The sequence below is a fragment of the Cupriavidus necator A5-1 genome, assembly GCF_000744095.1.
Classification (GTDB): domain Bacteria; phylum Pseudomonadota; class Gammaproteobacteria; order Burkholderiales; family Burkholderiaceae; genus Cupriavidus; species Cupriavidus necator_A.
Genome location: NZ_JQLI01000008.1, coordinates 2,141,049 through 2,166,766 on the forward strand (window position 1 = coordinate 2,141,049; position 25,718 = coordinate 2,166,766).

Here is a 25,718-nt window from a genome sequence, read left to right on the forward strand (position 1 = left end):
GACAGTTCATGAGATCGAGCGAAAAGGGATGAGCGCTTTGCCGAAACACAGGGTTCATCCCGGAGGCTCGTGGCTCAGTCTTGGGCCGACAAGCGCGCGATAGCGAATGCCTGGTAGCAAAGAATGGCTGCCAGATCGTTGCATTTCACCGGGACAAGCAGATTCTCAATGACGCAACACTCCGACTCGCCCGACAACATTCCACTTTGGCGCTCGAAGGCGCTCCGGCGCTTGCGTGCGCTGCTGGTTTTGGCAGCAATACCAACCGGCAACGCCACCGCAGCCGATGCCACGCTCGCGCCAACAGGGACCCTGAGAGCCGCCTACATCGTCGCGAACGTAGCCCAGGCGCGACACGATCCTGTCACCGGTACCTTCACTGGCGTGGCCGCGGACATAACACGCGAATTGGGACGCAAGGCTAACGTATCCGTGACGATCATGCCGCTTCCTACCGCTGCGTCAGTGTTGGAGGCAGTTAAAAATGGCAGCGCCGATATCGGATTTGTGGCGCCGAATCGTGATCGTTCAGGCGTTCTCTTTTCACAAACGTATGTGCTGGTACAGCAGAGCGCATTGGTCCGAGCAGACTCGCCGCTAGTCTCAGTCAAAGATCTCGACCGGCCCGGCCGGACGATTGGGGTGAACACGGATGATACGGTAGGCGTCTGGTTGCAGCAGCATTTGAACTTCGCCAGGGTGCGCGCCACATCGGACTATACGATGCAGGAGCCTTTCCGCTGGCTCCGTGAGGGAATCGTTGACGCTTTCGCCGGCGGTCGGCAACGTCTCGCATCCCGTGCGGGCAATGAGCCGCAACTGCGCATGTTGCCCGATAATTTGTTCGGTGTAGCGCAGAGTATTGCGGTCCCCTCGAATCGGCCGGAGCGGTTGGCGTTGATCAACACAGCTATTGAGGCAATGCGTGAGGACGGATTCCTTGCCGATTCAGCGAGGAGAAGTGGCATCGATGGCCTTGCGGTTGCACCCACGGAGATGCCGAAGCCTTGACAGTCGTAGAACGAAGTAATTCTTTCACTCCGGAATCCCCCCGAAACCCGCGCTGTATATAGAAGTCCGGCCGGTGAATTGACAATGTTGCTGTGCGCCGGGAGACCGGCAAGGAATGGACGGTGCAAGTCCGTTACGATGAAGAGCTAGCAACTCACGTCGGCCCCGAGCTCAGCGGCACATGCGGCCAGGATCGGCGAGGATGCGGCCAGGGAACAGCATACCTGGCTTGAAGAGTAGGGCCACGATCAGATGGGCGCCATTCTCGCATGCGGTGCTCGATCGGTGTGGAAATGCCATTCGCTTTCGTGCGACGCGCCTTATGCCTTGCCGGTCCATCCGATGCGGTGCCGCTCCTGCGGGCGGCTTTTCCCCGACTGCGGCGTGGGGCGGCAACCCATGCGTGGGGGGAATCGGCGAAGAAGCGCTCGTAGGAACCCAGCTGCAGGGAAACAATCACTCTGTCCCGGCCCCTCCCACCATCCGATACCCCATTGCCCGGTACCCTCGTTGGCGCTTGTCCCACATCCGCAGTAATGCCGCGTGGCCAGTGTCGACAAAATCGATGATCCGTACGTCGGTCTTATCGGCATGTTCCCGGTGCAGCCGGCCCGCGTACTGTTGCAGGGTTCCCCTCCACGACACAGGCATCGCCAGCACCAGGGTGTCGAGTGGCGGGTGGTCGAAACCTTCACCGACCAGTTTGCCGATCGCCAGCAAGACGCGAGGCGCGTTGGCTGGCAGGGCGTCGAGCGCCGTGATCAATGCGGCGCGTTGCGGCTTCGATATCCGCCCGTGCAGCACGAATATAGGGGAAATTTGCCCGTCCAACGCAGCCTGGATGGCGTCGAGATGTTCGGTGCGTTCTGTCAGCAGCAAAATCTTGCGGCCTTGCTTGAAAGCCTCGATCACTTCCGCAGCGATGGCGTCAGTGCGGGCCTGATCGTGGACCAGGTGCCGGAATACATCCTGAATTCCAGACTCTGTCGGCAGCTCGATTCGCGATAGGCACGTGTGCGGTACGACCTCCAAGGCGTGAGGTGAGCTGGCCGGCTTCGCCGCTGTGTACCGGATAGGCCCGCACTGCATGAAGATGATGGGCTGCTGGCCATCACGTCGAATCGGGGTGGCGGTCAGGCCGAGCACGTACTTTGCCCTGGTCCGTTTCAGGATCGCGTCGAACGACACTGCGCCAATATGGTGGCATTCATCGACGATGACATGACCGTAGTGCTCGACCAGCGGGTTGACTTCGCCCTGCCGCGACAGAGATTGCATCACCGCGATGTCGATCTTGCCGGAAGGCTTGACCTTGCCGCCGCCGATGGTGCCAACCACGCCTTTGCCGACGCCCAGAAAGGCTTGCAGGCGCTCCTGCCATTGCTTGAGCAGTTCCGTGCGATGTACCAGCACCAAGGTGTTCACACCGCGACGGGCGATCATGGCATGGCGGCCGCCGTAACCGTCTTGCCGAAGGCAGTCGGTGCGCATAGCACGCCAGCATCGTGCTGCAACATCCCGGCAATGGCGGCCTCCTGGTCGAGACGAAGCGTGCCGACGAAGCCAACATCGATGGGCTCACCCGAGTAGCGCTCGTCGCGTAGATCACAGTGGATGCCGTTGTCGCGCAGCAGTTCCAGCGCGGCATTGAGACAGCCGCGCGGCAGGGCGATGTGCTGCGGATAGTTTTCTGCATTGCCGATCACGCGTGGCTTGTCCCACACCGACATCCGCATCGCTTGCGCCTTATAGAACTCGGGGTTCTGGAATGTCGCCAGACGAATCAGGCGGTTGGCCAGCGGCTGCGGCAGTTGCGCCTTCTCAAAATAGATTAGGTTGGCCAATGTCACGGTCAGCGACTCCGGCATCTTGCCACTGAGCTTCTTTGCCGCGGAATCGTCGTGCTTCCATGGCGTGGCCAAATCCTCATCGCCGATGAAGGTGACATCCAACGGGTGGGCGCTACCCGTGGCACGAAAGATGGTTGGCTCGATGTCGTGCGGTACCATCGGCTGGATTGACGCCAAGAACGCCCACTGGTCGGGATAGGGATGAAAATCGGCATCGACGAACACGCTACAGCCGTGCTCACGCGGTCGCTTCTGTAGTGGCAGTGCAATCAGATTGCCGAAGCCGCCCTTTGGCATCGTGTCCTGGTTGGGAAACAGACGGTCATAGGACGCCAGCTTGAGCTGCCGGGTGCGCGAGCAGGTGTGACTGATGATGGCCGTGCCTAGTTGGCGCGCATCGCGCGCCGACACCTTGCCCGCGAAGAAGACCCAGGCATGCGCGCCCTGGCCGGAACGGGAAATCTCCAGCGCGACCGGCACACCGAGTTCACTGCAGGACTGCACGAAGGCACGGGCATCGTCCCGCCACTCAGCCTCATCGAAATCGACGGCGAGGAAATAGCAGGTGTCGTCTTCCAGCAGCGGATAGATGCCCACTGTGTGCTCACCGGCCAGATGGTCGTAGATTACCTTATCAGAGAGCGGGATCAGCAATCGGTTCCCGCAGTCGCCGCACTTGATGCGCGGCTTCTCGCAAACGCCGGCGCGCCATTCGTTTGCGCAAGCCGGCGCGTAGCCAGACTTGCCTGTGGACTTGCTCTCCCAACGGATCGGGTAGACATCCGTGCGGCCGCGAAACAACCGGCGGAACAGCGCCACCTTGTCGACCGTGGAAAAGCGCGACCGTTCAGCATCCTGAACGCCAGGCGCGGCCTCCTTCGGCAGCAAGCGCCATTCGATGCCATGCGATTCCAGTAACGCGATTAGGCGGGCGTTCTCGGCTTGCAGCGCGGCGAACGCATCACGATCAGCCATCGACTCCATACTCGGCAAGCAATTCATCCATGTCATCGCCCACCCCGTAGCCGAAATTGTCACTGGTGCGGCGCACTTGGGCAAGGCGTGCCCAGAGTGCCGGCCGCTGTGTATCGGACAAGGTAGCGATCATTTGCAGCGACTGCTCGAACATCCGCATCAACGCGTTAAAATAGCCATCGTCCTGGTAGCCAATGTCAGCGCTGAAGCCAGACGCCCGTTCGCAATAGAACACCATTAGTTCGGCTATGCCTTCCGGCTGGCCAATGGCCTTCTTGTACTCCGAGATCGCCTTCTTTGCCTTGGCTACCGAGGTGTCCTGGTTCTTGAACACATCCGGCCACAGCCAGCGGTCGATGGTCACCTTGTATGGCTTGAGCACATCGCGGCCCAGCGTAAATCGGGCGTGCAAGAAGGCCTGGTTGTCCTTACTCGCCACGTACAGGGCCTGTACCAGCCCGATCAAGCCGGCACGGTCGAAGTCGGCCAGCTTGGCTTTGACATCGCTCCAGGAGGGCGAGGTTTTGCGGGCGGCCTTTGGATTTACGTCCGGCATTGACATGCTCCTACTGTGGGAGATCCGCGCCAGCGTCGCCGATAGCAAGCGCGAACGCACACCAGTCCGCTGCCGATTGCAGCGCGCTCGACTGTGCAATCTCCGGCCACGTCTTCATTCGCCACCCCTTTGCACACCCCGGCCAAGCCGTGCCTGTCGCTTCTGCCTTGTCCTGGCGAGTTCCGTGGCCAGCAGCGCTTCGTCAGGCAGCACGGTCCGGTATTCGGCGGCCAGCACTTAGTTGGGCTGGCCCTGCAACGCGTAGTGTGCCTCGTTGCCGAACCTAGTGGCTCTTCCCGTGACCTAGTGAAGCTTGGGTCGATGCGCCACACCAAAACGCACTGATAAATCGTCGAGACGCTTGTCCAGTGTCCATAGCTGTGCGCCTGGTGTGATCAAAGTGGAAGCCAGCAATGAGACGTCCACCAGCCCGCAACCCAGCCCATACAATTTCTCGTGCTCGATGAATGCCATTACCTCTGCTAGGCTGGCCTGCTTTGCGGGCTGCAACAGTCCAATGTCGCCGAGTGTCCGGGCACGCGGTGCAGGCGGTGTCCCGCAAGCCAATTCAACCACGACCATAGGGTGGGTCAGTGCTTGATCCGACACTATCAAATTAACCAGTGCGTCATTGCGGTTTTTAAAATGATCGACCCACACAGAGGTGTCGACGAGTACGCTCATTTCGCTTCAGGCTCCGTGCGGCGACGTGGCACATCTTGAATGTCTGGAGCGGCCCCACCCAATGCCGCGAGGCGCTTGGCCGCTTGTACACGAACGAAAGTCTTAATCGCCTCACGAAATAGGTCGGATTTGTCCATGTTAGGGTCGGCCACCTCTAGCGCTTGTTCATAGAGGGCGTCGTCGATGGTGACGGTGGTGCGCATACCATGCTCCTTGCCTCAAAATTGATGTAATTATGCACCAAAATTAGCATCTGATCAAGAGGGGCATGGCGTTTCCCGCTTGTTGTTTGCGCGCATCTCGTTGCGCACTGAGAGCAGGCGGACGAAAGCCGACCAGGGCACCGGGAAGGCTTTGCCCAGGGTCTGCGAAGTCAGATGGCCAGGCAATTTCGCAGACGATGTCTGCGGAATGTGGTCGACGGATCAAGCCGGTTCCAGGTTGCGTTTCGAGAAGTCGCGCCGGAACCTCCTCAAAAGATCAGTGGATCGCCGCTTGAGCAAGGCTTGCCCGTAGCCCGCGCGGTCCTGCCTGCCTTGCTCAAACTCGACAATGCGGCGGCCGATTTCCCAGTAGTGGCATTCATCAGCGCGTCCGGTGGCTTCAAGCAGGGCGACGATCGCCGTGGATGCTGGCACCGACCAACGAACAGAACAAACCGTGAGATCCTTGCCGCAAGCCAGGGCGCCTGACGAAATCTACCTCCCCAGCTTTTGCACGCTCTCCCTTGAGGAGGGAAAAATGTCTGGAACTCGTCCGCACTGGTTGACTGATAGGAGAGTGAGGCGGCGCATCTGGCAACGCAGCACGCCCTCACCCTGGTCAAGCTACAAGGCTTAGTCCAAGAACTCGACGGCTCCATTGCCTGCGGCCGCGATGCGGACTAGGCTGTCGGTGCCGTGAATCGAGGCTCCTACGACCGTGACACGTGATCCTTTTGCGCCTGCGGCCGCAGCAACTCTGATCAGGTTGTCAAGTGTATGAAGGGTAGCGTCAACGCGAAACCCACCCCCGGCCATAGCTATGCGGATCAAGTCGTCAACCGCGCGCGACGAAATGTTCATGTCTTCTCCTCCATCTTGCCTGTAGAGGGATGCTGCCACGTTAGAAGCCGCCGCACCAATGTATTGAAATGCAGGTTGACGTGACCGTAGGGCGACGGGAAATCGTTGGAAGATGGCGAAATACCCTACGACTGGAAGCGGCCTAGCGGGCGCCTCACATCCAACGGAAGCTGTAATGCATTGATTTCTATGAGAATTGTCTCAGGATTGTGATTCCTGTCGTCGTGGGTTCGATTCCCATCAGCCACTCCTGAGAAACCAAACTGAGGGCGGCTGGGGTCAGGGCGCCACCGCCACGGGATAGATCTGATAGCCGAGTGCAGCGGCGCGGCGTTTGAGCGCGGCGATGCTGCGCTCGCGCTGTTGTTCTTCGTAGCGCTGCTGGCCCTGGTCGACGAAGGTCTCGCCGCGCGTGAGCATGAAGTACACCATGCGCGCCAGCTTGTGGGCGACGGCGGTATTCGCGCGCGGCTTGTCCATGCGGGCACACAGCCGTCGGTAGAACGCGCCGAGCGCGGAGTCGTTATGCGACAGGCTCATGGCCGCGAGCTTGAGCGCCTGGCGCACCCGGTTGGTGGAGCGCCGGGTGCGCGCCGACAGGACCTTGCCGCCGCTGACCTTGGTGCCGGGACACAGCCCGAGCCACGAGCAGAAGTGCTTGACGCTGCCAAAGCGGCGCAGGTCCGGGCCGATCTCCGAGAGGATCGTCAGCACCGAGGTAACGGCCAGGCCATTGATGCGCGTCAGGTCCACGCCAGACCAGCGCGCCAACGCGGTGCGCGCATCAAACTCCGGAGTATTCTTGCCACGCCGCTTGCCCGGCCCGCCGAGTTCGACCTCATGACGGCCCAGCGGCGCAAGCAACGCCTCGATCTTGGCGTCGCACTCGAGGATGCGCTGGGCCAGGCTGTCGAACATCGCCAGGGCCTGCCCGAGCACGAAGAGGTGCTCCTCACGCCAGTTACCCGTCAGCGCCCGCGCGATGTCGCGCTCGCTGGCCTTGACGCGTGCATGGCGATGGCGCGCCAGCACGTTGGGGTCACGCTCGCCCGCCACAATGGCCCGCACGATGGCCTGTCCGGTCATGCCCATCACGTCGCTGAGCACTTCGCCGAGCTGAAGGTTCATCTGCACCAGCGCCTTCTGCATACGCTGCACCCATTCGGCCTGCGCGGCCAGTAGCACCTCGCGCTGACGCACCACCGCGCGCACCACACAGACTTCATCGCCGGGGCGCCAGGCCGCGCGCAGCAGCCCCAGGCTCATCAGCTTCTGCAGCCACTGGCAGTCGAGCACGTCGCTCTTGCGCCCGGGCACGTATTTCATCTGCCGCGCATCGACCAGCCAGACCGTCAAGCCGCGTTGCTCCAGCACTTCATAGACGGGGATCCAGTAGACCCCGGTGGATTCCAGCGCCACCGTGTCCACGCCGCACGTCAGTAGCCAGTCGGCCAGCGCATGCAGGTCGTCGGTCATCGCGCCGACTTCGCGCACCGGCTCGCAGCCGGCTTGCTCGGCCAGATCCCGCGGCACCGCCACCCAGTGGCTCGACGCGCCCACGTCGATCCCCGCCGCGTTGGGGAATACCACGTCTTCTTCTTGCTTGCGCATAGCCATGGCTTGCTCCACCATCGTTGATGAACGGCAGCGCCATGGGATGCGTCGAATTCGACTCGATCTCCTGAACGGGATGCGGCTCGCGCCGCTCACCACTGTCGCCGACGAATCCCGGACCATGCTCCAAAGCGGGCTCACTCCACGGCGTGCATGCCGCGAGCGCGCACCATTGGCCTGTCGGTCATCGCGGCGCTGCCGTTCACCGGTATAGCTCATCTCGGTTTCTCCGCCCACGCCGGGGCCGGAAGGGCCTTGAAATGCTCCAAAGAATTAGGATAGGCGCTGTTTGGGGGTGCCCCGTTTTGATGGACAGTTAGCAGTTGAATTTGTCATCGATAAGTTTGCTCCTGTTGGGAGGGTGGCGCGAGTTGTCCACGGGCGGGCGGCGGGTCGCCTTTGTCGACCACGACGCCGCCCGGCGGTGGGCAACTCGCTGACGATCACGTTTCGTTGTGCTTCGGCCTGGCGCTGTTCGTAGACCATCGGCGAGCAATAGCCCAGCGCGCTGTGAAGGCGGTGCGGGTTGTACCAGCCTTCGAGGAAAGTGAACAGCGCTTGGCGGGCCTCGGCGTCCGTGACAAATCGAGCACGCGCGAGCAGCTCGCATTCGAGTTTTGTTTTCAGCGCCTCTGTTACGACTTTTGGAAGATGAGATTCCAATTTTGGAAGATCATCAGCGGGTCGCCTTCACCTTGCCCACGGTTCCTTTCCAGATGGCGTCGCATGCAGGCGTAGCTGTTCCTGCTGCAGTTGATCATTTCGGCCGGCTCGTCGGCGGTCAGGGATCGGCTCTGCATGTCACACCCCATACTCGGCGGGTCAACTCGATGATTCGTTGTGCTGCTTCGTTCATGCTGTGTATTGCTGCGGTCTGACTTTGGCCGCGATATAGAGCCGGTGTTTCGGGCTGCGGCTCTGATTCAGCCTGAGGTGATAGAGCAGGTTTCCACGCCCGCACATGCGGAGGATTCGTAGCACCTCTGCCGCGAGGCATCCGGTGCAGTTGAAAAGGATGGGCGCCTGGTGGAGGGCTCGGATCCCTTGGGGTACTACCCCTCGTTTGAGCGTGCTGCGGCAGCCGGGATCGCCTGGGCGAAGGCCTGGGTGGACGCGCACAGTTGAGCCTGGCAAGGTTCCGATCCGCTGGGCAGGGGAGCAGGCATGAGCGAACGGATGCGCTGGATCACTGAGGAGTACCGCGGCATGTATGTCCACGCGATCGCCTTTGAGATCGCGGAGATGGGCCGAATGGAACCGCCCCCAGGGCAAAAGTGGGGCTACATGATTGCCATCCGCTACACGGCTGACCGGGACGACGACATGATCTACGGGCCGGCAGGCGACCGCAGCGACTACTTCACCCGCGCGGCGGCGGAGCAGGCCGCGCTCTATTACGGCAAGCGGGCGATCGACATCATTCAAGATCTGGACTAACACGCTCATGCTACGATTCCTTCCTCAGGCCAGAGGAGTTGAAAATGCCAAACTCCTTCTCGATACATTCGCCGAAGCCGTCCGACGACGGGGAGCGGGTGTACTTCACCATCGAGGCGGATGGAGCTAAAAGTAAAGGCTATATTTCGCGCTCGGCTCTTGATGAACTGGCCGGTGGCCATATTGGCGACCTTAGGGAGGTCTTCGACAAGCATCGAGATAGGATCAAGGAAGCGGCCCACCTTAAGTGGTTGGTGAATCCTTCGCTCGATCCCATCGTGCTAAGTAGCGACGATTTTTGAGTTGCTCAATATAGCCTCCTGAACTCCACCACGTGGATCAAGCCTTCCGCGATCGTGTCCGTCGCTGCAGTCGTTCAGCCGCCCCACACGGACGTCGGTCCCCCCAACACGGGCCGGGGTCGAGAGCGGCTGGCTGTGCCCACGTCTCGCGCGCCCAAAGTCGATCGCCGGCATAGGCGTAGCGGCAATATCCGTTCTCGCGAAGCGCAACATAGTCGGGCGTGAAGCCGTCGTTCAACATGCCGAGCCCGGAGCCGGTCACCACGCGCCTCGTCTGCGTCTTCCGGCCGTCCAGGATGGCGCGCACCATGGCGCCGCTGAAGAGGATGGGGCGTTCTTTGGTCATGCTAGGATCCTTGGTAGCATTGGGAGATAGCCATGGACCTCGTTACCGAATATCGAGGATTCGAGATCCATATTGACCTTGTGAGCACATCCGAGGACATGTTCGATGTCTGGTTCGAGATCGAGGGCCCGATGAGGCCTCCAGGAGTTGCTGCACTCGGCAAGCGAATCAAAGTCCACGGCGGCCCGTTCTCTCGTCGCTGGGCATCTCGTCGCCGAGGTAGCAGGCAGAGCCGCGGTGGATGTAATTCTTGGCGTGGAGGAATAGGCTCACCCCGCCATCCCCATCCGCCTCGCTTCCTTCGCGTGCTACGATCCTCTGGAACGATAGGGGGCAAGCCATGGCGAACTTCGAAACTGATGCCGAAATACTCGAGTGGATTGCTAAACACAGCGAGGACGAATTCCGGCAGCACGTAGAGCGCCACACGTTCGGCGACAGGCGTTTAGAGAACGCTCGTGCATATCTCGATAGGATCGACGGCCAGCGAGCGGAGATACGCCAGGAACGAGCGCTTCTGGCGACGGAGCAGGCAGCGGGGGCGGCGCAGGACCAAGTCGAGACTGCGCGAAAAGCGCTCCGCATTTCGAAATGGGCTCTCGGTATAGCTATCGTTTCCGCATTTGTGGCCGTGGCCGGTTTGGTCGGCAAATAGGCCATTACATAACCTCCGCAGGTTGTGCCACTGACAGACGATCTTCAGGAAGCCTTAGCGACTGCTGGCATTCGAAGTCGATAGCTCGCGTCCAGGCCGGTCGGAAAACTCGCCGTTTACGTGGACTGAAAAAAAACCCGCCGAGCTCGCGCCGGGCGGGTTGGAATCCAACAAGACAGTTGGAGGAGACAGGTTCTATTTAAGGAGAAGGTACCCGCTCTCGCACATAGGACGATTCCGAAAACAGCAAGGCCCGCGCGATGGCGGGCCTTGACGGATTTTTTCTGCGTATCAAATTGAGGTCTAGCCGTCCGCTACCGGGCAATGGCGGCACTCGGCCGGCCCCCCTCTGTGTCTTGGCCTGCAGCTGTGGATACCCCTCCTCCACGTACGCACGCCGTCAGATCGGCTTCTCCAGCTGCCTGGCCTGCTTCTCTTTGAAGCGCAGGCCATACCATTGGCCAATTTCCTTCCTCGTCACATAGCCCTTTTTCTTGCGATCAATTTCGCCGAAGTGGGCGTAGACGTCGGGCATGCCCGATTGCGCCTCCTCGCGCGTCAGCTTGCCATCGTGGTTGTTATCTGCTGCCGCGAATTTTTCTGCGAACTGTTGTTTGGCCTCTTTCGCGGTCATCGGTGCCGGCGGCGTGGGGGGGGCGATGCCGGCGCCTGGGCGTAGGCCAGCTTCGCGGACAGCAACACGAACAGGGCAATGGCGGTGGCAAGCGGATGCTGCATCATGTTCATCTTCAAGGTCGTCCTCCACGTCTTGTTGGGGAGTCCATTCTCGGCCGGCGATCCTGCTGAATGCAACAGACGTCACGGGGGGCAGGGAAAACCATGCCGGAACTTGACGGCGGCCAATCTCAACCGCCGCCAGCGGCCTTGTTCGCCCGGGCTCGAAAATGGCCGTAACGGGTCCGAAAAGAGCCCGGGAACTCTGCGAAGAATCTGTCAAGTTCATAGGCCGGAGCCTATGATTCCGCTTCCCTGAAGCACATCGTCGGCGTCGGCCATCGCCCGATCTTCCTGTCCACGGATGCCGTTGGCACCCTTTGTGCCGCTCTGGCGCCAAACCAACGTCACGTTACACATCGACACGATTCGCCAGTCCGGGCGCGTCGACGAGATCCGCCTGGTGAAGCGCTGTGGCGGCATCTGGCGGGTCTGGAGTTCCCGTCCTTCTTCCTCGAGCTGTGTGTCCTCGAAGCCCTTCGCGGTCTGCCGTACGGCCGCCTTGCCGAGAATTTCTCTCTCAGTTTGGAATAGCTGCGCGACCATCTCAGCGGCTGCCGGATCATGGATCCGGCCAACACGGCCAATTGCGTCTTGGATAAATCGACCGTGGCCGAAAAGCAAGCGGTCGCCCGGGCAGCCGGTGTCGCGCGACAGCAGCCAACTTATGGCGCCATCGTCTGGTGAAGCCACATGGCCGAGATCGTGAACTTGAAACAGCTCTTTGCCGGCCTGCAGGCCTTGCTAGTCGGTGACCTGGAACTTGCCAGAGCCGTTATCAGCCATTCGGGTGACAAGGGCGGCGTTGCGGAGGCGAATTGGGGTGGCATGTTGGCCAAGCATCTGGCGGGCCGCTACTGCGTCGACAAGGCGACCGTGATCGCTGCGCACCCGAGCGCGTGGGAGGCTGTAAGGATGCGGCGTCGGCCTCTGATCGATCCGGTACCGCCTGGCACTTACCGGGCCAAATGCCGGGAGCTGAATCCTGCGCACGCTGCCGCCAACGGGCACGGCGAGGTCTATCCCGCGAAGCGCTGCGTCAGTGACGGCCAATGGTGCGCGTTCTATCGCGGCGCCACCGAGGTGTGGGGGTGCAATGCCACCTATGCCGCAGCGAACTTCATCATCGAACCTCTCACCAGCGAGGCAAAGGCGTGAACATTCCATGATCAACGATGACCTGGTCGAGCGACTTGCGAGGTATGAGCCGCCAAAGGAACCGTTGCCGAGGGAAGCTATTGAGCTCTTCGAGCAATTCGGGCTTGCCTCGGAGTTACAACCCCAAGGTTTTTAACGCTCCCGGAAAAGGTGGCACCCATTAGCGGGACGGTGTCAAGTGAGCGAACGATACCCGCAGCTGCCCGAGTAGCCGGTTTTGAGTTCCCGTATCCGAATGCAGTGGGCCGAGCGCGCCCGTTTCTTCGTTTGCTGGCTGCGACGGATCGTCGCGCCAGGCACCCATGAGGATCAAGCGATCGGCGTACAACGGTTTCTCGTCGCCCTGGTGGCTTCGCCACCCCAGAAGAACGTTGGTGCCGCAATGCGTCCATGGGGGTTCACACAAATATGTGGCTGCCGAATTGCCGGCGCCAATCCACGGCTGGCTCGCATTGCAGGCGGTCCGCTTTGACTGCAAATCGGGGACGGCGACACGCCATCCAACTACTTTTGAGGGTTGGCGCCATCCGTTCTGGCCTTTTTGCGCTCGTAGAAACGCTTGGCTTCGGCGCAAAAACGCATGGCAAAGTTGGCGGCCTCGACGAACGCCCAAGGCAGATATTTGTTGCCGTTCTTGGTGTTGCCTTCGCCTTTCTTCTTGCCGTTGCTCAGGCGCTGGCTGTCGACGCAGCGCGCGTAGGAGGCGAAGTTGCCGGCGCTGGCAAAGCGTTCGATCGGTCCGGTCTCCAGCAGGATGACGCTTGCCAGAATTTGGCCGATGCCGGGCCTCCTTCTGGTTAAAGCAGTTGGCAAACTCCACCGCGAGCTTCGGCATTTTGTTCGTACATAATTGTGCGTTGCCATGGCATGTCATGCCATGCCATGCCAGGCTGCTTGCTCACGTTTTGCGGGAGTAAACGGCTCTGAGCTCGCCGTACGCAGATTGACTCTGCTTGACAACGCCTGATTTGCAAATCAATATGTACGTACAAACTGACCGGCGGTCGTGAAGAGTGACGATTTCGCCGCCTGGAGGAGAGCGATGGGTAAGAGCAGATCTGGAAACTACTTTGAAGATTTCCGGATGGGGATGAGGATGCGCCACGCCACGCCGCGCACGCTGACGGAGGGCGACCGCAGCCTCTACATCGGCCTGACCGGCAGCCGCGCCGCGCTGTACACCGCAGCAACCAACGCCGGGCTGGCGGGACTTGAGCGACGTCCTCTTGAAGACCTGCTGGTCTTCAATACGGCATTCGGCAAGACCGTACCGGACATTTCCCTGAATGCGGTGGCTAATCTCGGCTACTCGGACGTGCGCTTTCTCGCCCACGTCTATGCGGACGACACGCTCGCCGTGGAAAGTGAGGTCATCGGCCTGAAGGAAAATTCGAACCGCAAGAGCGGCGTGGTCTATGTGCGTTCCACAGCGACGAACCAGTCGGGACTGGACGTGCTGACCTGGATCCGCTGGGTCATGGTGCACAAGCGCGATCCGGCTGCCCCCTGCGCCGCGACCGTGATTCCACCGCTGGTACCGGTGGTGGCGCCCTCGCGCCTGGCCCGGCACTTGTACACCGCGAGCGTGCAGGACATCTGCATGACGACGGGCGTAACCGACCTGTGGGACGACTACGAAGTCGGCGAGCGGATAGACCATTGCGCGGCCATGACGGTCAACGACAGCGATCACAGCATCGCCACGCGGCTGTACCAGAACACAGCTAAGGCACATTTCGACGGCTTTGTCATGGCGTCCACGCCGGGCGGGCAGCGGCTGGTCTATGGCGGCCACATCATCTCGATCTGCAAGGCGCTGTCGTATGACGGCCTGGAGAACGCGCTGTCCATCCTCGCAGTCAATGGCGGCAGCCACGTCAATCCCACGTATGCCGGTGACACCATCTCCTGCGCGACGATGGTGCTGGACAAGCTGGACCTGGCCAGCGACAAGATCGGCGGACTACGGCTGCGCACGATTGGCGCAAAGAACATCCGTGGTGCCGCGGAGATCGAATTCCACAGCCTGGAAGGGGGCAGGGCAGAGCACCGGTCCAACGTGGTTCTCGACCTCGACTACACCATCGCCATCCCCCGCATAGCTCAATGAAAGACAGTAACGCACATACAGCACAGTAAAAGACCAGTAATCGGAGATAAGCATGACTACCGCCACCCATCCCAGGCTCGCGCTCTTTGCCGGCGAAAAGGCATTCCCGGCGCTGTCCGCCTGCGAACACTTTGCCGGCAGCGAGAAGCTGATCGGCAAGGCCATGGACTTGCAGGTCGAATACGGCCCGGTGTTCGATATCACATGCGACTGTGAAGACGGCGCCGCCGCCGGACAGGAGCAGGAGCATGCGGCCATGGTCGTGCGCATGATCAACTCGGACCGGAACCGATTCGACAAGGCGGGGGTCCGCATTCACGATCCCGCGCATCCGGCATGGCGGCTGGACGTGGATATCGTCATCGGGCAGGCCGCAAGCCGGGTGGCGTATATCACGATCCCCAAGGCGACGAATCACGAGCAGGTGAGGGAGGTCATCGACTACATCCGCCGCAAGACGCGCGAGGCCGGGGTGAGCCGCGTGGTGCCCGTCCACGTTTTGATCGAAACCCACGGCGCGCTGCGGGACGTCTTTCACATCGCAGCGTTGCCGGGCATCGAAGTGCTCGATTTCGGCCTGATGGACTTCGTCAGCGGACACCACGGCGCCATCCCCGCCGCCGCCATGCGCAGCCCGGGCCAGTTCGAACATGCCTTGCTGGCGCGCGCCAAGGCCGACATGGTCGCTGCGGCGCTGGCCAACGGCATCGTGCCGGCGCACAACGTCTGCCTGAACCTGAAAGATGCCGACATCATAGCGGGCGATGCCACGCGCGCGCGCAATGAATTCGGCTTCCTGCGCATGTGGAGCATCTACCCGGCGCAGATCCTGCCCATCGTCAATGCGATGCGACCCGATTTCACCGAAGTGGAAGATGCCGCCGGCATCCTCATCGCCGCGCAGGACGCGGACTGGGGACCGATCCAGTACAAGGGCGAACTGCACGATCGCGCGACTTATCGCTACTTCTGGGGCGTGCTGGAGAAGGCCAGGATCACCGGCATGGTACTGCCCGCCGGGGCGGAACAGCGGTTCTTCGCAGGCTGAACGCAGGACAACGGTGGCGCACGGACTGGCGCGGATTCTGCATGCGCCCGCCCCGGGACCTTACAATGGCCGGAAACATCAAATGCACTGGTCTAGGTAGCCGAACTGCAATGAGCGCCACATCGAAGGACATCAAGCCCGAATCACCGGCTTCGCCCACACGCTATGCCGAACTTGCCAGCACGCTGGTCAAGGACATCGTGGAGGGCCGCCGCGTGGTGGGCAGCCTGCTGCCAACCGAGCACGAACTGGCCGAGCAGCATGGCGTGAGCCGGCATACGGTACGGGCGTCGCTCAGGATGTTGCAGGACCTGGGGTATATTTCGCGCAAGAAGGCGGTCGGCACGATCGTCGAGAGTGCCAACCCCAATGCGGCCTACACGCAATCGTTCGGCTCCGCCGAAGACCTGGTGCGCGTCGCGGCGACCGAAGTTCGCGCCATCGAGGGCGTGCGCAACATCACGCTGGACCGTGCCACCGCGCGGCGGCTGGAAGCACCGATCGGCAGCGAGTGGGTCTTGCTGTCCGGCACGCGCGTAGACGTCCGGAAAGGGAGCACGCCAGTCGCGCAGGCCGACATCTATATCGACGCCTCGCTAGCAGGCCTGACAGACACTATCCGCAAGCATCCGCAGATCCTGGTCAGCGCATTGATCGAACGGGAACGCGGCGTCGCCATCGCCGAGATCCGCCAGGTCATCAGCGCGGTGCTGATCGATACGGCGCTCGCGGCGCTACTAGACACGCCGCCCGGCTCCGCGGGACTCAGGCTGATCCGGCACTACAAGGACGCTGCCGGCAAGATCCTGGAGATCACTGACACTGTTTATCCAGCTGACCGGGTTTCCGTTGCGTTTCAGCTCAAGCGGAGCAGGATGTCACCGTAGGTGGCCCGGTCGCGGCTGCAAGGGCGCCTGCTCCCTGCTTCTCGAATGCGGACCGGCAGTTAGCGCTGACGCCCCCGCTTGCCAGGCGAATCCATGCTTGCATGGACCCGCGACCTTGTCGGCGCGGGCGACAGCCGGGGCCATAGCCGGGGTGATAAGGGGCGGGCGCTAGCGAATGGCGCCCGCGCCGCGCATCGATTCAATCTCGTTCTTCTCATAGCCGGTCGCCAGCAGGATCTCTTCGGTGTGCTCGCCCAGCATCGGGGCGCGCTGGCGGATGCTGCCGGGCGTGCTGCTGAGCTTGATTGGCACCCCGGCGATCTTGACCGGCACGGCCGAGCCCGGCTGGTCCACGTCGACCAGCATGTCGCGCACACGGTAGTGCTCATCCTCGAAGATTTCGGCCGAGGTGTAGACCGGGCCGAACGGCACCTTCCCGCCCAGGCACTGCGCAAGTTCTTCCTTGGTGCGCTGTGCGGTGAAGGCTTCGATTGCGTCGATCACGCGCTGGGCATTCCGTACGCGGGCGGCGTTGGTGGCGAACGCTTCGTTGCTGCCCATTTCCGGGTGGCCAATGGCGATTGCCAGCTTTTCCCAGAAGGCGTCGGTCGCACAGGCGATGGAGACGTAGCCATCGCGCGCGCGGAACACCCCGAACGGGCAAAGCAGCGGGTGGCGGTTGCCCTCTGGCGTGGGGACCGTGCCGGTGTAGGAGGTCTGGTAGACGATGCGCTCGCACATGGCCAGCACCGCGTCGGTCATGGCCACGTCGACAAACTGGCCTTCGCCGGTGTCGCGGGCACGGTGCACGGCGGCCAGGATGCCGATGCAGAGCATCAGCGCCGGGACGGTGTCGCCCACGCCGGGGCCGATCTTGGTGGGGGTGTCGCGATCCGGCCCGGTGATCCCCATCATGCCGCCCATGGCCTGCGAGACCACGTCGTAGGCAGGCCAGTGCGCATAGGGGCTTTCGCCGCTGCGCGGGTCGCCGAAGCCGCGCACGGTGCCGTAGACCAGGCGCGGATTGGACTGGCGCAGCGTTTCGAACGACAGGCCAAGCCGCTCCATCACGCCGGCGCGGAAGTTCTCGACGACGATGTCGGCGTGGTCGATCAGCTTGCGCACGATCTCGCGGCCCGCTTCCGTCTTGAGGTCCACGGCGATCGAGCGCTTGTTGCGGTTGACGCTCTGGAAATAGCCGCCGAATTCACGCAGGGTGTCGTCTTCGCGGAATGGCCCGGTGATGCGGGTACCGTCGCCGGTCATGGCCTCGACCTTGATGACGTCGGCGCCGTGGTCGGCCAGGATCTGCGTGCAGAACGGGCCCGCCAGCATCTGCGTGAGGTCGACCACCCGGAGGCCGGCGAGGGCGCCGGTGGCTTTGTGCGGGGGCTGCATGCGTGGGTCCAAGGGGGCCTCCATTGCTGTCGCAGGGGTTTTCATTGCGCGACAGCCTTGCCGAGGAGCGCATCGGAGATGATCCGCATCTGGATTTCCGAGGTGCCTTCGAAGATCTTGGTGAGGCGCGCATCGCGCCAGTAGCGCTCGGCCGCGAAATGCGTGGTGTAGCCGGCGCCGCCATGGATCTGGAGGCCTTCGCTGGTGACGCGCTCGGACATCTCGCTGGCAAAGAGCTTCACCATCGAGGCTTCGGTGTCGGTGCGCACGCCTTCGTCGATCTTCTCGCACACGGCGTAGAGCAGGGCACGCGACGCCTCGATCTGCGTGGCCATGTCCGCCAGCTTGAAGCGGATCGCCTGGAAGTTGCCGATGGGCGTGCCGAACTGGGCGCGATCCCTTGCAAATTGCAGTGAATCCTCCAGGCTGCCCTGCGCCAGCCCGATCGAGCGCGCGGCCGTGTGCGCGCGGGCGGTCTCCAGCCCGGCGGTGGCGAGGTAGAACGCCTTGCCTTCCTCGCCCACCATGCACGATGCCGGCACGCGGCAGCCGTCGAACGCCAGTTCCCAGGTGGTCCAGCCGTGATAGCCGATCTTGGGGATGACACTGCCCTGCACGCCATCGGGCAGGGCGCCGCGAGGCTTTTCGAGCATGAAGGCGCTGAGGCCGCGGTGGCGCGCCTTGGGGTCGACGACGGGATCCGTGCGGCAGATCACTAGGATGAAGTCGGCCTGGTCGGCAAAGGTGCACCAGTACTTGCTGCCGGTGATGACCCACTCGTCGCCGGCACGCACCGCGCGACAGGAGATATTGGCCACGTCGGAACCCGCGTTCGGTTCGGACAGCGAAAACGCGCCAAGGAACTCGCCGCGCGCCATGCGCGGCAGGTACTCCGCCTTCTTTTCAGGTGACAGGGCCTTGAGCGCGCCAATGAGGCCGTTGCCGCGCGCGATCAGGCTGCCGACGCTCATCCAGCCGCGCGAGAGCTGCTCGGCCACCAGGCAGTACTCGTAGGCGCCCAGCCCGAGGCCGCCGTATTCCTCGGGAATCAGGATACCGAAGTAACCCAGTTCCGCCATCTCGTCGATCAGGTCGTGCGGGATCTGACCCTTTTCCGGATCCAGCTTGTTGGCGAGCGGCAGCACGCGTTCGATCGTGAACTGGCGCGCCGCCTCCTGGATCATGCGCCGCTCTTCGGTCAGTCTTTGCACCTTGCACTCCTTCTTTGTGGTCCTGTATCTATCACTATGTACGTACATAGTAGCAGAGAAATTGCTGGGTAGCGCAAGTAAAAATTTATGCTTCCTTCGGGTTTTGCCGGACATATTCCCTATATCTATGGGGTTGCTGCAATGGCTTCCCACAGTACAACATCGAACTCAGACGTTCGATGGGTGATAGGTGCGTACAAAAAGTGGCGCTGTTCCGGCTGGATGCCGGCGATGGCGATCAGGCGCTTCCGGACCTGCTGGTCTTCCACGATGGCTTGCGGACCTCCGGGCCGGTGGCCGGATACGCGGCGCTGCCGCGGCTGGCGTAGTGCGCGGCCGCTTCCGGGGAATTCACGAACTCAAGGCTCAGGCGGGAGAGCCGCTCCACGATCGCAGGCGGCGTGCCGGCCGGCGCGAACGGCGCCGTCCAGTTGATCATGGTGAGTTCAGGCATGCCGGCGTCGGCCACGGTAGGCACGTCGCCCAGCGCCGGAATGCGGGTCGGCCCCAATACCGCCAGCGCCCGCATCTTGCCGGTGCGGGCACGCGGCGCCACCGCGGAGGCATCGACCCCGGCGTAGTCGACCACGCCGCCCATCACATCGGTGAGCAGGTTGCCTTGCGTCTTGTAGGGAACGTTGACCGTGCGCATCTTTCCCGCTTCCCGGAATGCGGCCATGATGATCTGGAAGCCCGTGCTACCGGTGCCATAGTTCAGCGAATACGGCCGCGAGTGCAGGCGTGCGACCGGCACGGCAGATCTCCCAAAGAGAGCACTGCCAGCCAGTCTAGATGTGTTACCTATGTGTCCAAACAGGTGTTACCTATGTACCCCCCTTCAGCCGCCAGGCGCCGCCGTAGGTCCACGGCGATAGCCGGTCGGCGGCGGCGATGCGGCGTTCCTTGTTCTCGCGATCCAGCAGCGCGGCCACGGCCAGCGCAATGATCTCGATGCCGACCGGCGCCGGCGGCGGGAACAGGATCTTCTCGTTGCGCTCGATCAGGCCCATGTCACCTTCGCCATCAGCTGCTTGGCCGCGCTCTTGCTCCCCATCGCGTTGATGGCAGACGGGGGCGGGCCGATAAAGACCAGCCCCGCCGCGGCGCAGAACTCGGCAAAGGCTTCGTTTTCGGACAGGATGTCGTAGCCCGGGTGGATGGCCTGGGCGCTGGTCTCCTTCGCCATCTCGATGATGTGGTCGGCGCGCAGGTAGCTGTCGCGCGCGGCCGCGCCGCCGATATGCACGGTCTCGTCGCAGAAGGCGACGTGGCGCGCGTCGGCGTCGGCATCCGAGTACACCGCGACGGTGCGGATGCCGAGCCGGCGGCAGGTAGCGGCCACGCGGCAGGCAATTTCACCGCGGTTGGCGATCAGGATCTTGTTGAACATGGCTCCTCCTAGTTTTGCGGTCTGACGGCGGCCAGCTCGCTGACATTCTCGGTGGAGGTTGAACTCAGAATGAAGCGAAGCGGTTCTGGCTAGGCGCGCGGCCGCAGACAGTACAAGTGGTATGGCAAGGCCGCGCAACAACGCCGGACTTATTCTGAGTCGACCTCCTGTCCCGCGTAGCCCTCTGCGCGGATGTTGAGGCGGGCCAGGAGGGCGCAAGTGCAGTCGGCCTGCGGGTTGCCGGTGGTCAGCAGGTTTTCGCCGTAGAAGATGGAATTGGCGCTGGCCATAATGCACAGCGCCTGCCCGGAGCCTCAGCGATTAAAAAACGCTGAATCCCGGCCTGCGGCGTTGACGATTCTTCGCGTTACGCGTTGCTCGCTTCCTCATGCGGCGTCTCGCTGTCGAGCGGCAACGAGAAGCGCTCTACGCGATTGCCCTTCCTGGTGTTGAGCAGCAGACGGTGAACGTCCGGCCGCGAATAGTGGCCCACCGGATCCATCGCATTCTTTGCCACGCCGATGGCGCCGAGATCGATGTCCGCGTACAGCAGGCCCTCTTCGTCTTGGGCCAGTTTGTCGCACAGCGGGCTGCCGTCCGGCCCGTAGATTACGGCATGCCCGCCGCCAGCGCGCACCAATTGGTGCTTGTCTTGTGTATCGCACAATTCGTCGATCATCGCCTCCGAGATCACGGCACAAGGCGCGAGCACGAAGCACGAGCCCTCCACAGCATAAACCCTGCTGATCGCGTTATTCACTTCCCAGCCCAGCGCATGCGCGTACGGTTCATAGGCGGAGAAGCTCACGTGGAACAACCCCACCGGGCCCGCGCCGACGATCACCGCATCCGTTTCGACCGGCTGGAGTGGTGCAGGAATTGCTGTCATTTCCGGAAATCCTCTTGAGGGAATCAGGCGACGAAGGCTTGCCGGCAACGCAACACCATGATCTGCGCCATCAGGGCGCGCGCTGCGGATTGCGCAACGAGGCGGCGGCGGGCTGCCTGGCAGTCCCACGTGGCGAAGCAAGGGTCCCGGCCACTCTTGCAATCCGGCGCTTGCGTGCCAATGGACCACGCTTCTCGGGTCACGCCGAGGATGCGCGCCAGTGCGGCGGCATGCTCGCGGACGATCTGGGTGGATGGAATAGCGGCCATTTTGGGTGCCTCCTGAAGTCGGTCGCGCGCCTTGCCACTGATCCACAGCCCGGCGCGGTGCTACGTCATCGGTGCACTCCACCACTGGCCAGATAGCAGCGCGGCATGGCTTGGATACTGCGTGACGGAGACTCAGGTCTGGCAGCGGTGTCAGACAAAGTATTGATTTCCACCGCATTCACCACAATCGGATTCGACTGGAGATGTTGTCAGGATCGCCTGACATCGATGAGATCCGGTCTGCCCCCCTGTCATGCTGGGCGTACACGCTGTCAGCCAAGACTGACAAAAGATCGAGACTCAGTTCATTGCACCGCCACGCCTTGCAACCGATATTGACGACATACGGGCACGTCAAGGATTGGCGGACGCGGTGCTGCAGAGATTCGAGTGACGCATCGCTGATGCTAACCGCATCACGATGCATCGATGTGAAACCTAGCGCAGGGGAATACAGAAATGAGCAAGACCGCGACCGTGTTGAAGCTGGAAGACGGCCCGATGCCGTGGCAGGGGTTCATCCCCGAGAAATGGATGCAAAGGATCAACGTTAGGGAGTTCATCATTGAAAACGTAGCGCCCTATGAAGGTGACGATACGTTCCTGTCTGGCCAGACCGAGCGGACAAAGCTCGCCTGGGCAGCTTTGCAGCCACTTTTTTTGCGAGGAGGCCCGCAAAGGCGTTGATGTCGACGCCCAAACACCTTCCACGATGACGGAGCACAACCCCGGCTATATCGACAAGGCCAACGAAGTGATCGTAGGCCTGCAGACCGACAAGCCATTCCGGCGCGCGGCCATCACCGTCAAGGCTTCGGCGGCAACCGGATGTAAACCTGCAAACTGAGTAAGTGCGCCGTATGCGGCGCGTTCCCTGCCAGGAGGTACTATGAATCGACGCCATTTTGTTACCCGGATTGCCGGATCAGGACTGCTTGTCGCAACCGTGTTCGCTGCAGGCTGCTCGACGACAGGCACCGCTAGCACGACTGATACGGCCGCAAAAAAAGAGGAAATCGATGCGGGTGTGGATGGCGCGCTTAATCGGTTGTTCTCGGCGACAAGCGGTTCGCGCGAGCTGGCACAGCGCGCGCAGGGCATTCTGGTGTTTCCCCGGGTGATTTCGGCCGGTCTCGGGATCGGTGGCGAGTATGGCGAGGGCGCGCTGCGCTCCCGCGGCGCTGACGGCGGCTACTACAAGATGACGGAGGCTTCGGTGGGTGCTACCATCGGCGGCCAGTCCAAGGCCATCATCATCATGATCATGACGCCGGAGGCCTACAACAAGTTTGTGTCCAGCAGTGGCTGGACCGTCGGGGCAGACGCCAATGTGGCACTGGCCCATGTCGGCGCCGATGGCCGGCTCGATACCCTGACCACCCAGCAGCCGGTGATCGCCTTCGTTCAGACCAATTCTGGCCTGATGTTCGACGTCTCGCTGAACGGCTCCAAGATCAGCAAGCTCGATATCTGACATAAGGGCCCGGCAGCGCGGCGGCTTGTCCGCCGGGCCTGCCCTGCGTCTTTGCCAGAGCTATCCCGATGATCTGCCGCTTCATCCCCGGAGCTGCCTAATCGACACTCTTATGACAACGCACTCACCCGTACCTCGATGACCCGCGCCCCGATTTGATCAGCGTTTCCCTGGACGTGCCTCGGGTTACATAAATATGCAATGTCTCGGACGAGGACCACGTTATATGTTGTTTCTATGGGCGCTTGATCAAAGCGCCGGAATAGCTGGCCGAAAAGCTCGTATCGACGCCTCCGAAGATGCCGTCTGCGTGGATGGTATGGGGGGCAATCGAATGCGCGGCGGTAGTCATGTGGCGTCGCGCCGCGCGTGGCGGCGAAGCTCAACGACGTACATGCCTGTGACGACTGCGGTGGCGTCTATTGCGCGCTGCGCGATGCGAAGGCCTTCATTTTGAGGCAAGGAAGAGATTGGTCGGGCTCAGAGGACGATGCCTGTTCACTCAGAGGACGATGCCTGTTCAGCATCGCATTAACGCATTCAAACAGGGTGCACAGATATGAAGAAACTATTCTTCGTCCCCGTTTTTTCGGCATTGTTCGCGTTTGGCGGTGCGGTGTGCGCGCAGGTCGACGAGCAGTCGGGTCCGCAGGCGCTGATCAGGACCGCGACGCAGCAGGTGCTCGACGAGGTGCGCACCCGAGCGATCGAGCCGAGCGATATCCCCCGCATCATGGACATCGTGAACAGGGACATCCTTCCTTACATCGATTTTCGCCGCACTACGCAGCTCGCGATGGGGCGGTACTGGAGAACGGCGACGCCGGCGCAGCAGCAGAAGACGGTCGAACAGTTCAAGATGCTGCTGATCCGCACATATTCGGGCGCTATTGTGCAGCTCCACCCGGATCAACAGATCGAGTACCCGCCGTCGTGCATCGCTCCGACCGATACGGACGTGGTGGTGCGCACTGTCGCGATGAAGAGCGGCGAGCCAGTGGAGATCGACTACCGGTTGTATAGGACGCCGCAGGGCTGGCGTGTGTACGACCTGAATGTGCTCGGTGCTTGGCTGGTCCAGACATATCGGCAGCAGTTCAGCGAGAAGATCCAGCAAAGCAGCGTGGACGGCCTGATCCAGTATCTCAATGAGCGCAACGAGCAGCTGGCCTCAGGCAAGCGTAACTGAACCCGTTGCAGGAACTGGACTCGCAGCAATGCCCAGCTTACGGGATCCGTGTTCTTCCAGGTGGACTACGGAATGCCACTGGCACCGCTACGCAAGGAGTTGGAGCGCATCGCGCGCGCAGCGCCCGAGTGGGACCAGCAGTTCTTCAATCTGGTGGTCCCACCGACGCCACGGAGCGGACGATGCAGATACGCGTACTGTGCACGGCGGCGTCATCTGGCCTGGCGTGGGATTTGCGCTGCGTGGTGCACGAAGGGCTGATCGACTTCATGCAGCGCGAATTCCCGCAATTCCTGCCGCGGCTGCGAATCGAGGACAACGACGATGCGCCGCAGCGAACCACTACTGCGCACACTCCTGATCGCGACTGTCGCGCATGTGGACCGGCATCCAATGCTGCCGTGACCAGCCGTCATCGCTATCGCTCGCGACGCAATGGGATTCGCATTGACGTAGCTCTCCCCCCATCGGTTCCTCGGCTTTGCCGAAGATCCGTCCGACGCGATACGAGCACGAAGATCCGTATTGGAGTCCAACGGCCAGGTCATATGTCAAATGTCATTGTGTCTCGCTGATTGGCCACAAGCCTGAAATCGGTGTTGGACAGAATCAAGCTCGCCTACACCGACTACAGGAGTTCCGTCATGAACGAGAAGTTAGGGATGGCGTTAAAAACTCCGCAAGCCCGGATACTCAGGCGAGGGCTTGGCAAGCACAATGAGCGCATGAAACAGACTGACCTTGGCCTGGACCTGAGCAATCGGGGCACGCGCAAACGCGTGTATCTCGACGAGATGGAGCGCGCTGGGAAATCTAAAATGCAATTAATCGCCAGCAAATTGCCCGTCACAAGCAATGTCAGCTTCCAGGACAGAGGGCAACACCAACGTGGGGTGGCCTACTTATGCTTGGACGCCAAAGGTATAATTTCACTTTCGTGAAAGTTATTCCAAATCTATGCCGAGGCCACTTCCTGATCCAACTCCTCCATCACGCGCGACAATCCGGAGCCTTGGCCAGCTTGGCGACCGGATACGCGCAACACGGGCGGGTGAAGGAATGCCTATCGACCAGGCTGCTAATCATTGCGGGGTTTCCGTCGGCATGATGTCCAAGCTGGAGAACGGCAAGGGCGTCAATCTCGAGCACGCGCTGCGCGTGATGGACGGATTGGGTTTGACGATGCTCGTCGTGCCCAAGGCACATGCAGGGTTGCTCGAAGAGGCGGCAGCCCATGCGGCCAAGATGGACAAGAATGCGGCTAGGGAACGGCAAGTCCAGTTTGAGGAGTAGGCTGCAACATATAGTATGCGTAGCCTGCGCGCAGGCGGCTGCTGATTCGCCATTGGCCTGGTGTTTGGTCCTGTCTGTGGTCTGTGCTTTGGCCAACCAGGCGAAACAGGCATCGACGATGACCAGCGCGTCACGCACGCCGGCGGGCGACCGCAATGCCGTAAGCGGGCATC

Annotated in this window: 32 protein-coding genes and 5 pseudogenes; 16 read left to right on the forward strand and 21 right to left on the reverse strand. The window is 61.7% G+C overall.

The window, feature by feature from the left end:
• Nucleotides 1-168: 168 nt before the first annotated feature.
• A complete protein-coding gene (locus K307_RS34040) occupies nt 169-1,011 on the forward strand; it encodes a transporter substrate-binding domain-containing protein (RefSeq protein ID WP_042885433.1) in 843 nt (280 codons plus the stop codon).
• A 456-nt stretch (nt 1,012-1,467) separates the two neighbouring features.
• Here K307_RS34040 and K307_RS50715 read toward each other — a convergent pair whose 3' ends face one another.
• From K307_RS50715 to K307_RS51240, 8 genes are all read right to left on the reverse strand, one after another.
• Nucleotides 1,468-2,454: a DEAD/DEAH box helicase gene (locus K307_RS50715; RefSeq protein ID WP_329955942.1), complete on the reverse strand. Its 987-nt coding sequence runs from the start codon at nt 2,452-2,454 to the stop codon at nt 1,468-1,470.
• Nucleotides 2,451-3,836, reverse strand: a complete 1,386-nt coding sequence (locus tag K307_RS50720) for a TOTE conflict system archaeo-eukaryotic primase domain-containing protein (RefSeq protein WP_329955943.1) — start codon at nt 3,834-3,836, stop codon at nt 2,451-2,453. Before K307_RS50720 ends, K307_RS50715 begins: the two co-directional genes overlap by 4 nt.
• On the reverse strand, nt 3,829-4,392 hold the full coding sequence (locus K307_RS34050) for a hypothetical protein (protein WP_042885435.1): 564 nt from the start codon (nt 4,390-4,392) through the stop codon (nt 3,829-3,831). The genes K307_RS50720 and K307_RS34050 overlap by 8 nt, the downstream gene beginning before the upstream one ends.
• 303 nt (nt 4,393-4,695) lie before the next feature.
• Nucleotides 4,696-5,076, reverse strand: a complete 381-nt coding sequence (locus K307_RS46745) for a type II toxin-antitoxin system VapC family toxin (RefSeq protein ID WP_080745303.1) — start codon at nt 5,074-5,076, stop codon at nt 4,696-4,698.
• The gene (locus K307_RS34055; RefSeq protein ID WP_042885436.1) at nt 5,073-5,279 is read right to left on the reverse strand and encodes a type II toxin-antitoxin system VapB family antitoxin; all 207 of its coding nucleotides are present in this window, start codon (nt 5,277-5,279) and stop codon (nt 5,073-5,075) included. Before K307_RS34055 ends, K307_RS46745 begins: the two co-directional genes overlap by 4 nt.
• A 222-nt stretch (nt 5,280-5,501) precedes the next feature.
• Complete coding sequence (locus tag K307_RS48640; protein WP_042885437.1) at nt 5,502-5,714, reverse strand: DUF1016 N-terminal domain-containing protein; 213 nt, start codon at nt 5,712-5,714, stop codon at nt 5,502-5,504.
• A gap of 705 nt (nt 5,715-6,419) precedes the next feature.
• The gene (locus K307_RS34070; protein WP_042876326.1) at nt 6,420-7,757 is read right to left on the reverse strand and encodes an IS110 family transposase; all 1,338 of its coding nucleotides are present in this window, start codon (nt 7,755-7,757) and stop codon (nt 6,420-6,422) included.
• A gap of 270 nt (nt 7,758-8,027) precedes the next feature.
• The gene (locus K307_RS51240; protein WP_080745304.1) at nt 8,028-8,417 is read right to left on the reverse strand and encodes an IS3 family transposase; all 390 of its coding nucleotides are present in this window, start codon (nt 8,415-8,417) and stop codon (nt 8,028-8,030) included.
• A gap of 501 nt (nt 8,418-8,918) precedes the next feature.
• Between K307_RS51240 and K307_RS34075 the strand changes: the two genes are divergently transcribed.
• Nucleotides 8,919-9,191, forward strand: a complete 273-nt coding sequence (locus K307_RS34075; RefSeq protein WP_042885439.1) for a hypothetical protein — start codon at nt 8,919-8,921, stop codon at nt 9,189-9,191.
• Between the two features lie 44 nt (nt 9,192-9,235).
• Nucleotides 9,236-9,493 carry a DUF1488 family protein gene (locus tag K307_RS34080; RefSeq protein WP_042885440.1) on the forward strand — a complete coding sequence of 86 codons (258 nt, stop codon included), beginning with the start codon at nt 9,236-9,238 and terminating at the stop codon, nt 9,491-9,493.
• Between the two features lie 37 nt (nt 9,494-9,530).
• Here the strand turns inward: K307_RS34080 and K307_RS34085 are convergent, their stop codons facing one another.
• Complete coding sequence (locus K307_RS34085; RefSeq protein WP_051975281.1) at nt 9,531-9,839, reverse strand: hypothetical protein; 309 nt, start codon at nt 9,837-9,839, stop codon at nt 9,531-9,533.
• 32 nt (nt 9,840-9,871) lie between these two features.
• On the opposite strand from K307_RS34085, the pseudogene K307_RS49975 reads away from it, so the two are divergent.
• Both K307_RS49975 and K307_RS34090 read left to right on the forward strand, forming a co-directional pair.
• A pseudogene (locus tag K307_RS49975) lies at nt 9,872-10,106 on the forward strand (hypothetical protein).
• A gap of 73 nt (nt 10,107-10,179) precedes the next feature.
• Entirely contained in the window at nt 10,180-10,494 is a 315-nt protein-coding gene (locus K307_RS34090) for a hypothetical protein (RefSeq protein WP_042885441.1), read from the forward strand.
• A gap of 400 nt (nt 10,495-10,894) precedes the next feature.
• On the opposite strand, the gene K307_RS34095 is transcribed toward K307_RS34090, so the two are convergent.
• The 3 genes from K307_RS34095 to K307_RS34100 all read right to left on the reverse strand — a co-directional run bounded on the left by K307_RS34095 (nt 10,895) and on the right by K307_RS34100 (nt 11,922).
• The gene (locus tag K307_RS34095; RefSeq protein ID WP_196251632.1) at nt 10,895-11,128 is read right to left on the reverse strand and encodes an EF-hand domain-containing protein; all 234 of its coding nucleotides are present in this window, start codon (nt 11,126-11,128) and stop codon (nt 10,895-10,897) included.
• Complete coding sequence (locus K307_RS50455; RefSeq protein WP_268989234.1) at nt 11,125-11,247, reverse strand: hypothetical protein; 123 nt, start codon at nt 11,245-11,247, stop codon at nt 11,125-11,127. The genes K307_RS34095 and K307_RS50455 overlap by 4 nt, the downstream gene beginning before the upstream one ends.
• Nucleotides 11,248-11,454: 207 nt before the next feature.
• Nucleotides 11,455-11,922, reverse strand: a complete 468-nt coding sequence (locus tag K307_RS34100) for a hypothetical protein (RefSeq protein WP_042885443.1) — start codon at nt 11,920-11,922, stop codon at nt 11,455-11,457.
• On the opposite strand from K307_RS34100, the gene K307_RS49980 reads away from it, so the two are divergent.
• Nucleotides 11,923-12,387: a hypothetical protein gene (locus K307_RS49980; protein ID WP_230626230.1), complete on the forward strand. Its 465-nt coding sequence runs from the start codon at nt 11,923-11,925 to the stop codon at nt 12,385-12,387. It abuts the gene before it with no gap.
• A gap of 504 nt (nt 12,388-12,891) precedes the next feature.
• Here the strand turns inward: K307_RS49980 and K307_RS34110 are convergent.
• Nucleotides 12,892-13,251, reverse strand: a complete 360-nt coding sequence (locus K307_RS34110) for a transposase (protein ID WP_419187192.1) — start codon at nt 13,249-13,251, stop codon at nt 12,892-12,894.
• Nucleotides 13,252-13,429: 178 nt separating this feature from the next.
• Between K307_RS34110 and K307_RS34115 the strand changes: the two genes are divergently transcribed.
• The 3 genes from K307_RS34115 (at nt 13,430) to K307_RS34125 (ending at nt 16,432) form a co-directional block, all read left to right on the forward strand.
• Nucleotides 13,430-14,497: a MaoC family dehydratase gene (locus K307_RS34115; protein ID WP_042885445.1), complete on the forward strand. Its 1,068-nt coding sequence runs from the start codon at nt 13,430-13,432 to the stop codon at nt 14,495-14,497.
• Between the two features lie 52 nt (nt 14,498-14,549).
• Complete coding sequence (locus K307_RS34120) at nt 14,550-15,545, forward strand: HpcH/HpaI aldolase/citrate lyase family protein (protein WP_042885446.1); 996 nt, start codon at nt 14,550-14,552, stop codon at nt 15,543-15,545.
• 110 nt (nt 15,546-15,655) lie between these two features.
• The gene (locus tag K307_RS34125; RefSeq protein ID WP_051975282.1) at nt 15,656-16,432 is read left to right on the forward strand and encodes a GntR family transcriptional regulator; all 777 of its coding nucleotides are present in this window, start codon (nt 15,656-15,658) and stop codon (nt 16,430-16,432) included.
• Nucleotides 16,433-16,600: 168 nt separating this feature from the next.
• Here the strand turns inward: K307_RS34125 and K307_RS34130 are convergent, their stop codons facing one another.
• From K307_RS34130 to K307_RS34160, 8 genes and pseudogenes are all read right to left on the reverse strand, one after another.
• Nucleotides 16,601-17,830: a CaiB/BaiF CoA transferase family protein gene (locus tag K307_RS34130; protein ID WP_155301132.1), complete on the reverse strand. Its 1,230-nt coding sequence runs from the start codon at nt 17,828-17,830 to the stop codon at nt 16,601-16,603.
• Nucleotides 17,831-17,871: 41 nt separating this feature from the next.
• Nucleotides 17,872-19,041, reverse strand: a complete 1,170-nt coding sequence (locus tag K307_RS34135) for an acyl-CoA dehydrogenase family protein (protein WP_042885447.1) — start codon at nt 19,039-19,041, stop codon at nt 17,872-17,874.
• 238 nt (nt 19,042-19,279) lie between these two features.
• Nucleotides 19,280-19,795: a tripartite tricarboxylate transporter substrate-binding protein gene (locus K307_RS34140; protein ID WP_051975284.1), complete on the reverse strand. Its 516-nt coding sequence runs from the start codon at nt 19,793-19,795 to the stop codon at nt 19,280-19,282.
• Nucleotides 19,796-19,865: 70 nt separating this feature from the next.
• Entirely contained in the window at nt 19,866-20,051 is a 186-nt protein-coding gene (locus tag K307_RS34145; protein WP_042885448.1) for a hypothetical protein, read from the reverse strand.
• A 5-nt stretch (nt 20,052-20,056) separates the two neighbouring features.
• Nucleotides 20,057-20,431 (reverse strand): annotated as a pseudogene (locus K307_RS34150) (biotin carboxylase N-terminal domain-containing protein); the annotation flags it as partial.
• Nucleotides 20,432-20,580: 149 nt separating this feature from the next.
• A pseudogene (locus K307_RS46770) lies at nt 20,581-20,736 on the reverse strand (hypothetical protein); the annotation flags it as partial.
• 62 nt (nt 20,737-20,798) lie between these two features.
• Nucleotides 20,799-21,320, reverse strand: coding sequence for a nitrilase-related carbon-nitrogen hydrolase (locus tag K307_RS34155; protein ID WP_080745307.1), 522 nt, complete (start codon nt 21,318-21,320; stop codon nt 20,799-20,801).
• 23 nt (nt 21,321-21,343) lie between these two features.
• Nucleotides 21,344-21,589 carry a hypothetical protein gene (locus K307_RS34160; protein ID WP_051975285.1) on the reverse strand — a complete coding sequence of 82 codons (246 nt, stop codon included), beginning with the start codon at nt 21,587-21,589 and terminating at the stop codon, nt 21,344-21,346.
• Nucleotides 21,590-22,048: 459 nt separating this feature from the next.
• On the opposite strand from K307_RS34160, the gene K307_RS49985 reads away from it, so the two are divergent.
• The 7 genes and pseudogenes from K307_RS49985 (at nt 22,049) to K307_RS44615 (ending at nt 25,545) form a co-directional block, all read left to right on the forward strand.
• Complete coding sequence (locus K307_RS49985) at nt 22,049-22,276, forward strand: hypothetical protein (RefSeq protein ID WP_042885450.1); 228 nt, start codon at nt 22,049-22,051, stop codon at nt 22,274-22,276.
• 25 nt (nt 22,277-22,301) lie between these two features.
• On the forward strand, nt 22,302-22,436 hold the full coding sequence (locus K307_RS49990) for a hypothetical protein (protein ID WP_230626235.1): 135 nt from the start codon (nt 22,302-22,304) through the stop codon (nt 22,434-22,436).
• A 42-nt stretch (nt 22,437-22,478) separates the two neighbouring features.
• Nucleotides 22,479-23,063, forward strand: a complete 585-nt coding sequence (locus K307_RS34170) for a YSC84-related protein (protein ID WP_042885451.1) — start codon at nt 22,479-22,481, stop codon at nt 23,061-23,063.
• A gap of 559 nt (nt 23,064-23,622) precedes the next feature.
• Nucleotides 23,623-24,252 (forward strand): MlaC/ttg2D family ABC transporter substrate-binding protein, encoded by a 630-nt coding sequence (locus tag K307_RS34175; protein WP_042885452.1) that lies wholly within the window; start codon nt 23,623-23,625, stop codon nt 24,250-24,252.
• A gap of 9 nt (nt 24,253-24,261) precedes the next feature.
• A pseudogene (locus tag K307_RS51245) lies at nt 24,262-24,566 on the forward strand (mechanosensitive ion channel family protein); the annotation flags it as partial.
• Nucleotides 24,567-24,977: 411 nt separating this feature from the next.
• Nucleotides 24,978-25,097 (forward strand): annotated as a pseudogene (locus K307_RS51250) (IS5/IS1182 family transposase); the annotation flags it as partial.
• Nucleotides 25,098-25,209: 112 nt separating this feature from the next.
• Nucleotides 25,210-25,545, forward strand: coding sequence for a helix-turn-helix domain-containing protein (locus tag K307_RS44615; protein WP_051975286.1), 336 nt, complete (start codon nt 25,210-25,212; stop codon nt 25,543-25,545).
• The last annotated feature ends 173 nt before the right edge of the window (nt 25,546-25,718 follow it).

Excerpts from the sequence above, each read along its gene's own strand:
- K307_RS34145 (WP_042885448.1), bottom strand. The coding sequence starts at position 20,051 with ATGGGCCTGATCGAGCGCAACGAGAAGATCCTGTTCCCGCCGCCGGCG.
- K307_RS50715 (WP_329955942.1), bottom strand. The coding sequence starts at position 2,454 with ATGATCGCCCGTCGCGGTGTGAACACCTTGGTGCTGGTACATCGCACG.
- K307_RS34120 (WP_042885446.1), top strand. The coding sequence starts at position 14,550 with ATGACTACCGCCACCCATCCCAGGCTCGCGCTCTTTGCCGGCGAAAAG.
- K307_RS34070 (WP_042876326.1), bottom strand. The coding sequence starts at position 7,757 with ATGGCTATGCGCAAGCAAGAAGAAGACGTGGTATTCCCCAACGCGGCG.
- K307_RS50720 (WP_329955943.1), bottom strand. The coding sequence starts at position 3,836 with ATGGCTGATCGTGATGCGTTCGCCGCGCTGCAAGCCGAGAACGCCCGC.
- K307_RS34155 (WP_080745307.1), bottom strand. The coding sequence starts at position 21,320 with ATGACAGCAATTCCTGCACCACTCCAGCCGGTCGAAACGGATGCGGTG.
- K307_RS49980 (WP_230626230.1), top strand. The coding sequence starts at position 11,923 with ATGGCCGAGATCGTGAACTTGAAACAGCTCTTTGCCGGCCTGCAGGCC.
- K307_RS34040 (WP_042885433.1), top strand. The coding sequence starts at position 169 with ATGACGCAACACTCCGACTCGCCCGACAACATTCCACTTTGGCGCTCG.
- K307_RS34170 (WP_042885451.1), top strand. The coding sequence starts at position 22,479 with ATGAATCGACGCCATTTTGTTACCCGGATTGCCGGATCAGGACTGCTT.
- K307_RS46745 (WP_080745303.1), bottom strand. The coding sequence starts at position 5,076 with ATGAGCGTACTCGTCGACACCTCTGTGTGGGTCGATCATTTTAAAAAC.
- K307_RS34130 (WP_155301132.1), bottom strand. The coding sequence starts at position 17,830 with ATGCAGCCCCCGCACAAAGCCACCGGCGCCCTCGCCGGCCTCCGGGTG.
- K307_RS49985 (WP_042885450.1), top strand. The coding sequence starts at position 22,049 with ATGAGCAAGACCGCGACCGTGTTGAAGCTGGAAGACGGCCCGATGCCG.
- K307_RS34050 (WP_042885435.1), bottom strand. The coding sequence starts at position 4,392 with ATGCCGGACGTAAATCCAAAGGCCGCCCGCAAAACCTCGCCCTCCTGG.
- K307_RS34090 (WP_042885441.1), top strand. The coding sequence starts at position 10,180 with ATGGCGAACTTCGAAACTGATGCCGAAATACTCGAGTGGATTGCTAAA.
- K307_RS34085 (WP_051975281.1), bottom strand. The coding sequence starts at position 9,839 with ATGACCAAAGAACGCCCCATCCTCTTCAGCGGCGCCATGGTGCGCGCC.
- K307_RS34075 (WP_042885439.1), top strand. The coding sequence starts at position 8,919 with ATGAGCGAACGGATGCGCTGGATCACTGAGGAGTACCGCGGCATGTAT.
- K307_RS34080 (WP_042885440.1), top strand. The coding sequence starts at position 9,236 with ATGCCAAACTCCTTCTCGATACATTCGCCGAAGCCGTCCGACGACGGG.
- K307_RS34175 (WP_042885452.1), top strand. The coding sequence starts at position 23,623 with ATGAAGAAACTATTCTTCGTCCCCGTTTTTTCGGCATTGTTCGCGTTT.
- K307_RS34055 (WP_042885436.1), bottom strand. The coding sequence starts at position 5,279 with ATGCGCACCACCGTCACCATCGACGACGCCCTCTATGAACAAGCGCTA.
- K307_RS34160 (WP_051975285.1), bottom strand. The coding sequence starts at position 21,589 with ATGGCCGCTATTCCATCCACCCAGATCGTCCGCGAGCATGCCGCCGCA.
- K307_RS34115 (WP_042885445.1), top strand. The coding sequence starts at position 13,430 with ATGGGTAAGAGCAGATCTGGAAACTACTTTGAAGATTTCCGGATGGGG.
- K307_RS44615 (WP_051975286.1), top strand. The coding sequence starts at position 25,210 with ATGCCGAGGCCACTTCCTGATCCAACTCCTCCATCACGCGCGACAATC.
- K307_RS34095 (WP_196251632.1), bottom strand. The coding sequence starts at position 11,128 with ATGACCGCGAAAGAGGCCAAACAACAGTTCGCAGAAAAATTCGCGGCA.
- K307_RS34110 (WP_419187192.1), bottom strand. The coding sequence starts at position 13,251 with ATGGCAACGCACAATTATGTACGAACAAAATGCCGAAGCTCGCGGTGG.
- K307_RS49990 (WP_230626235.1), top strand. The coding sequence starts at position 22,302 with ATGACGGAGCACAACCCCGGCTATATCGACAAGGCCAACGAAGTGATC.
- K307_RS34125 (WP_051975282.1), top strand. The coding sequence starts at position 15,656 with ATGAGCGCCACATCGAAGGACATCAAGCCCGAATCACCGGCTTCGCCC.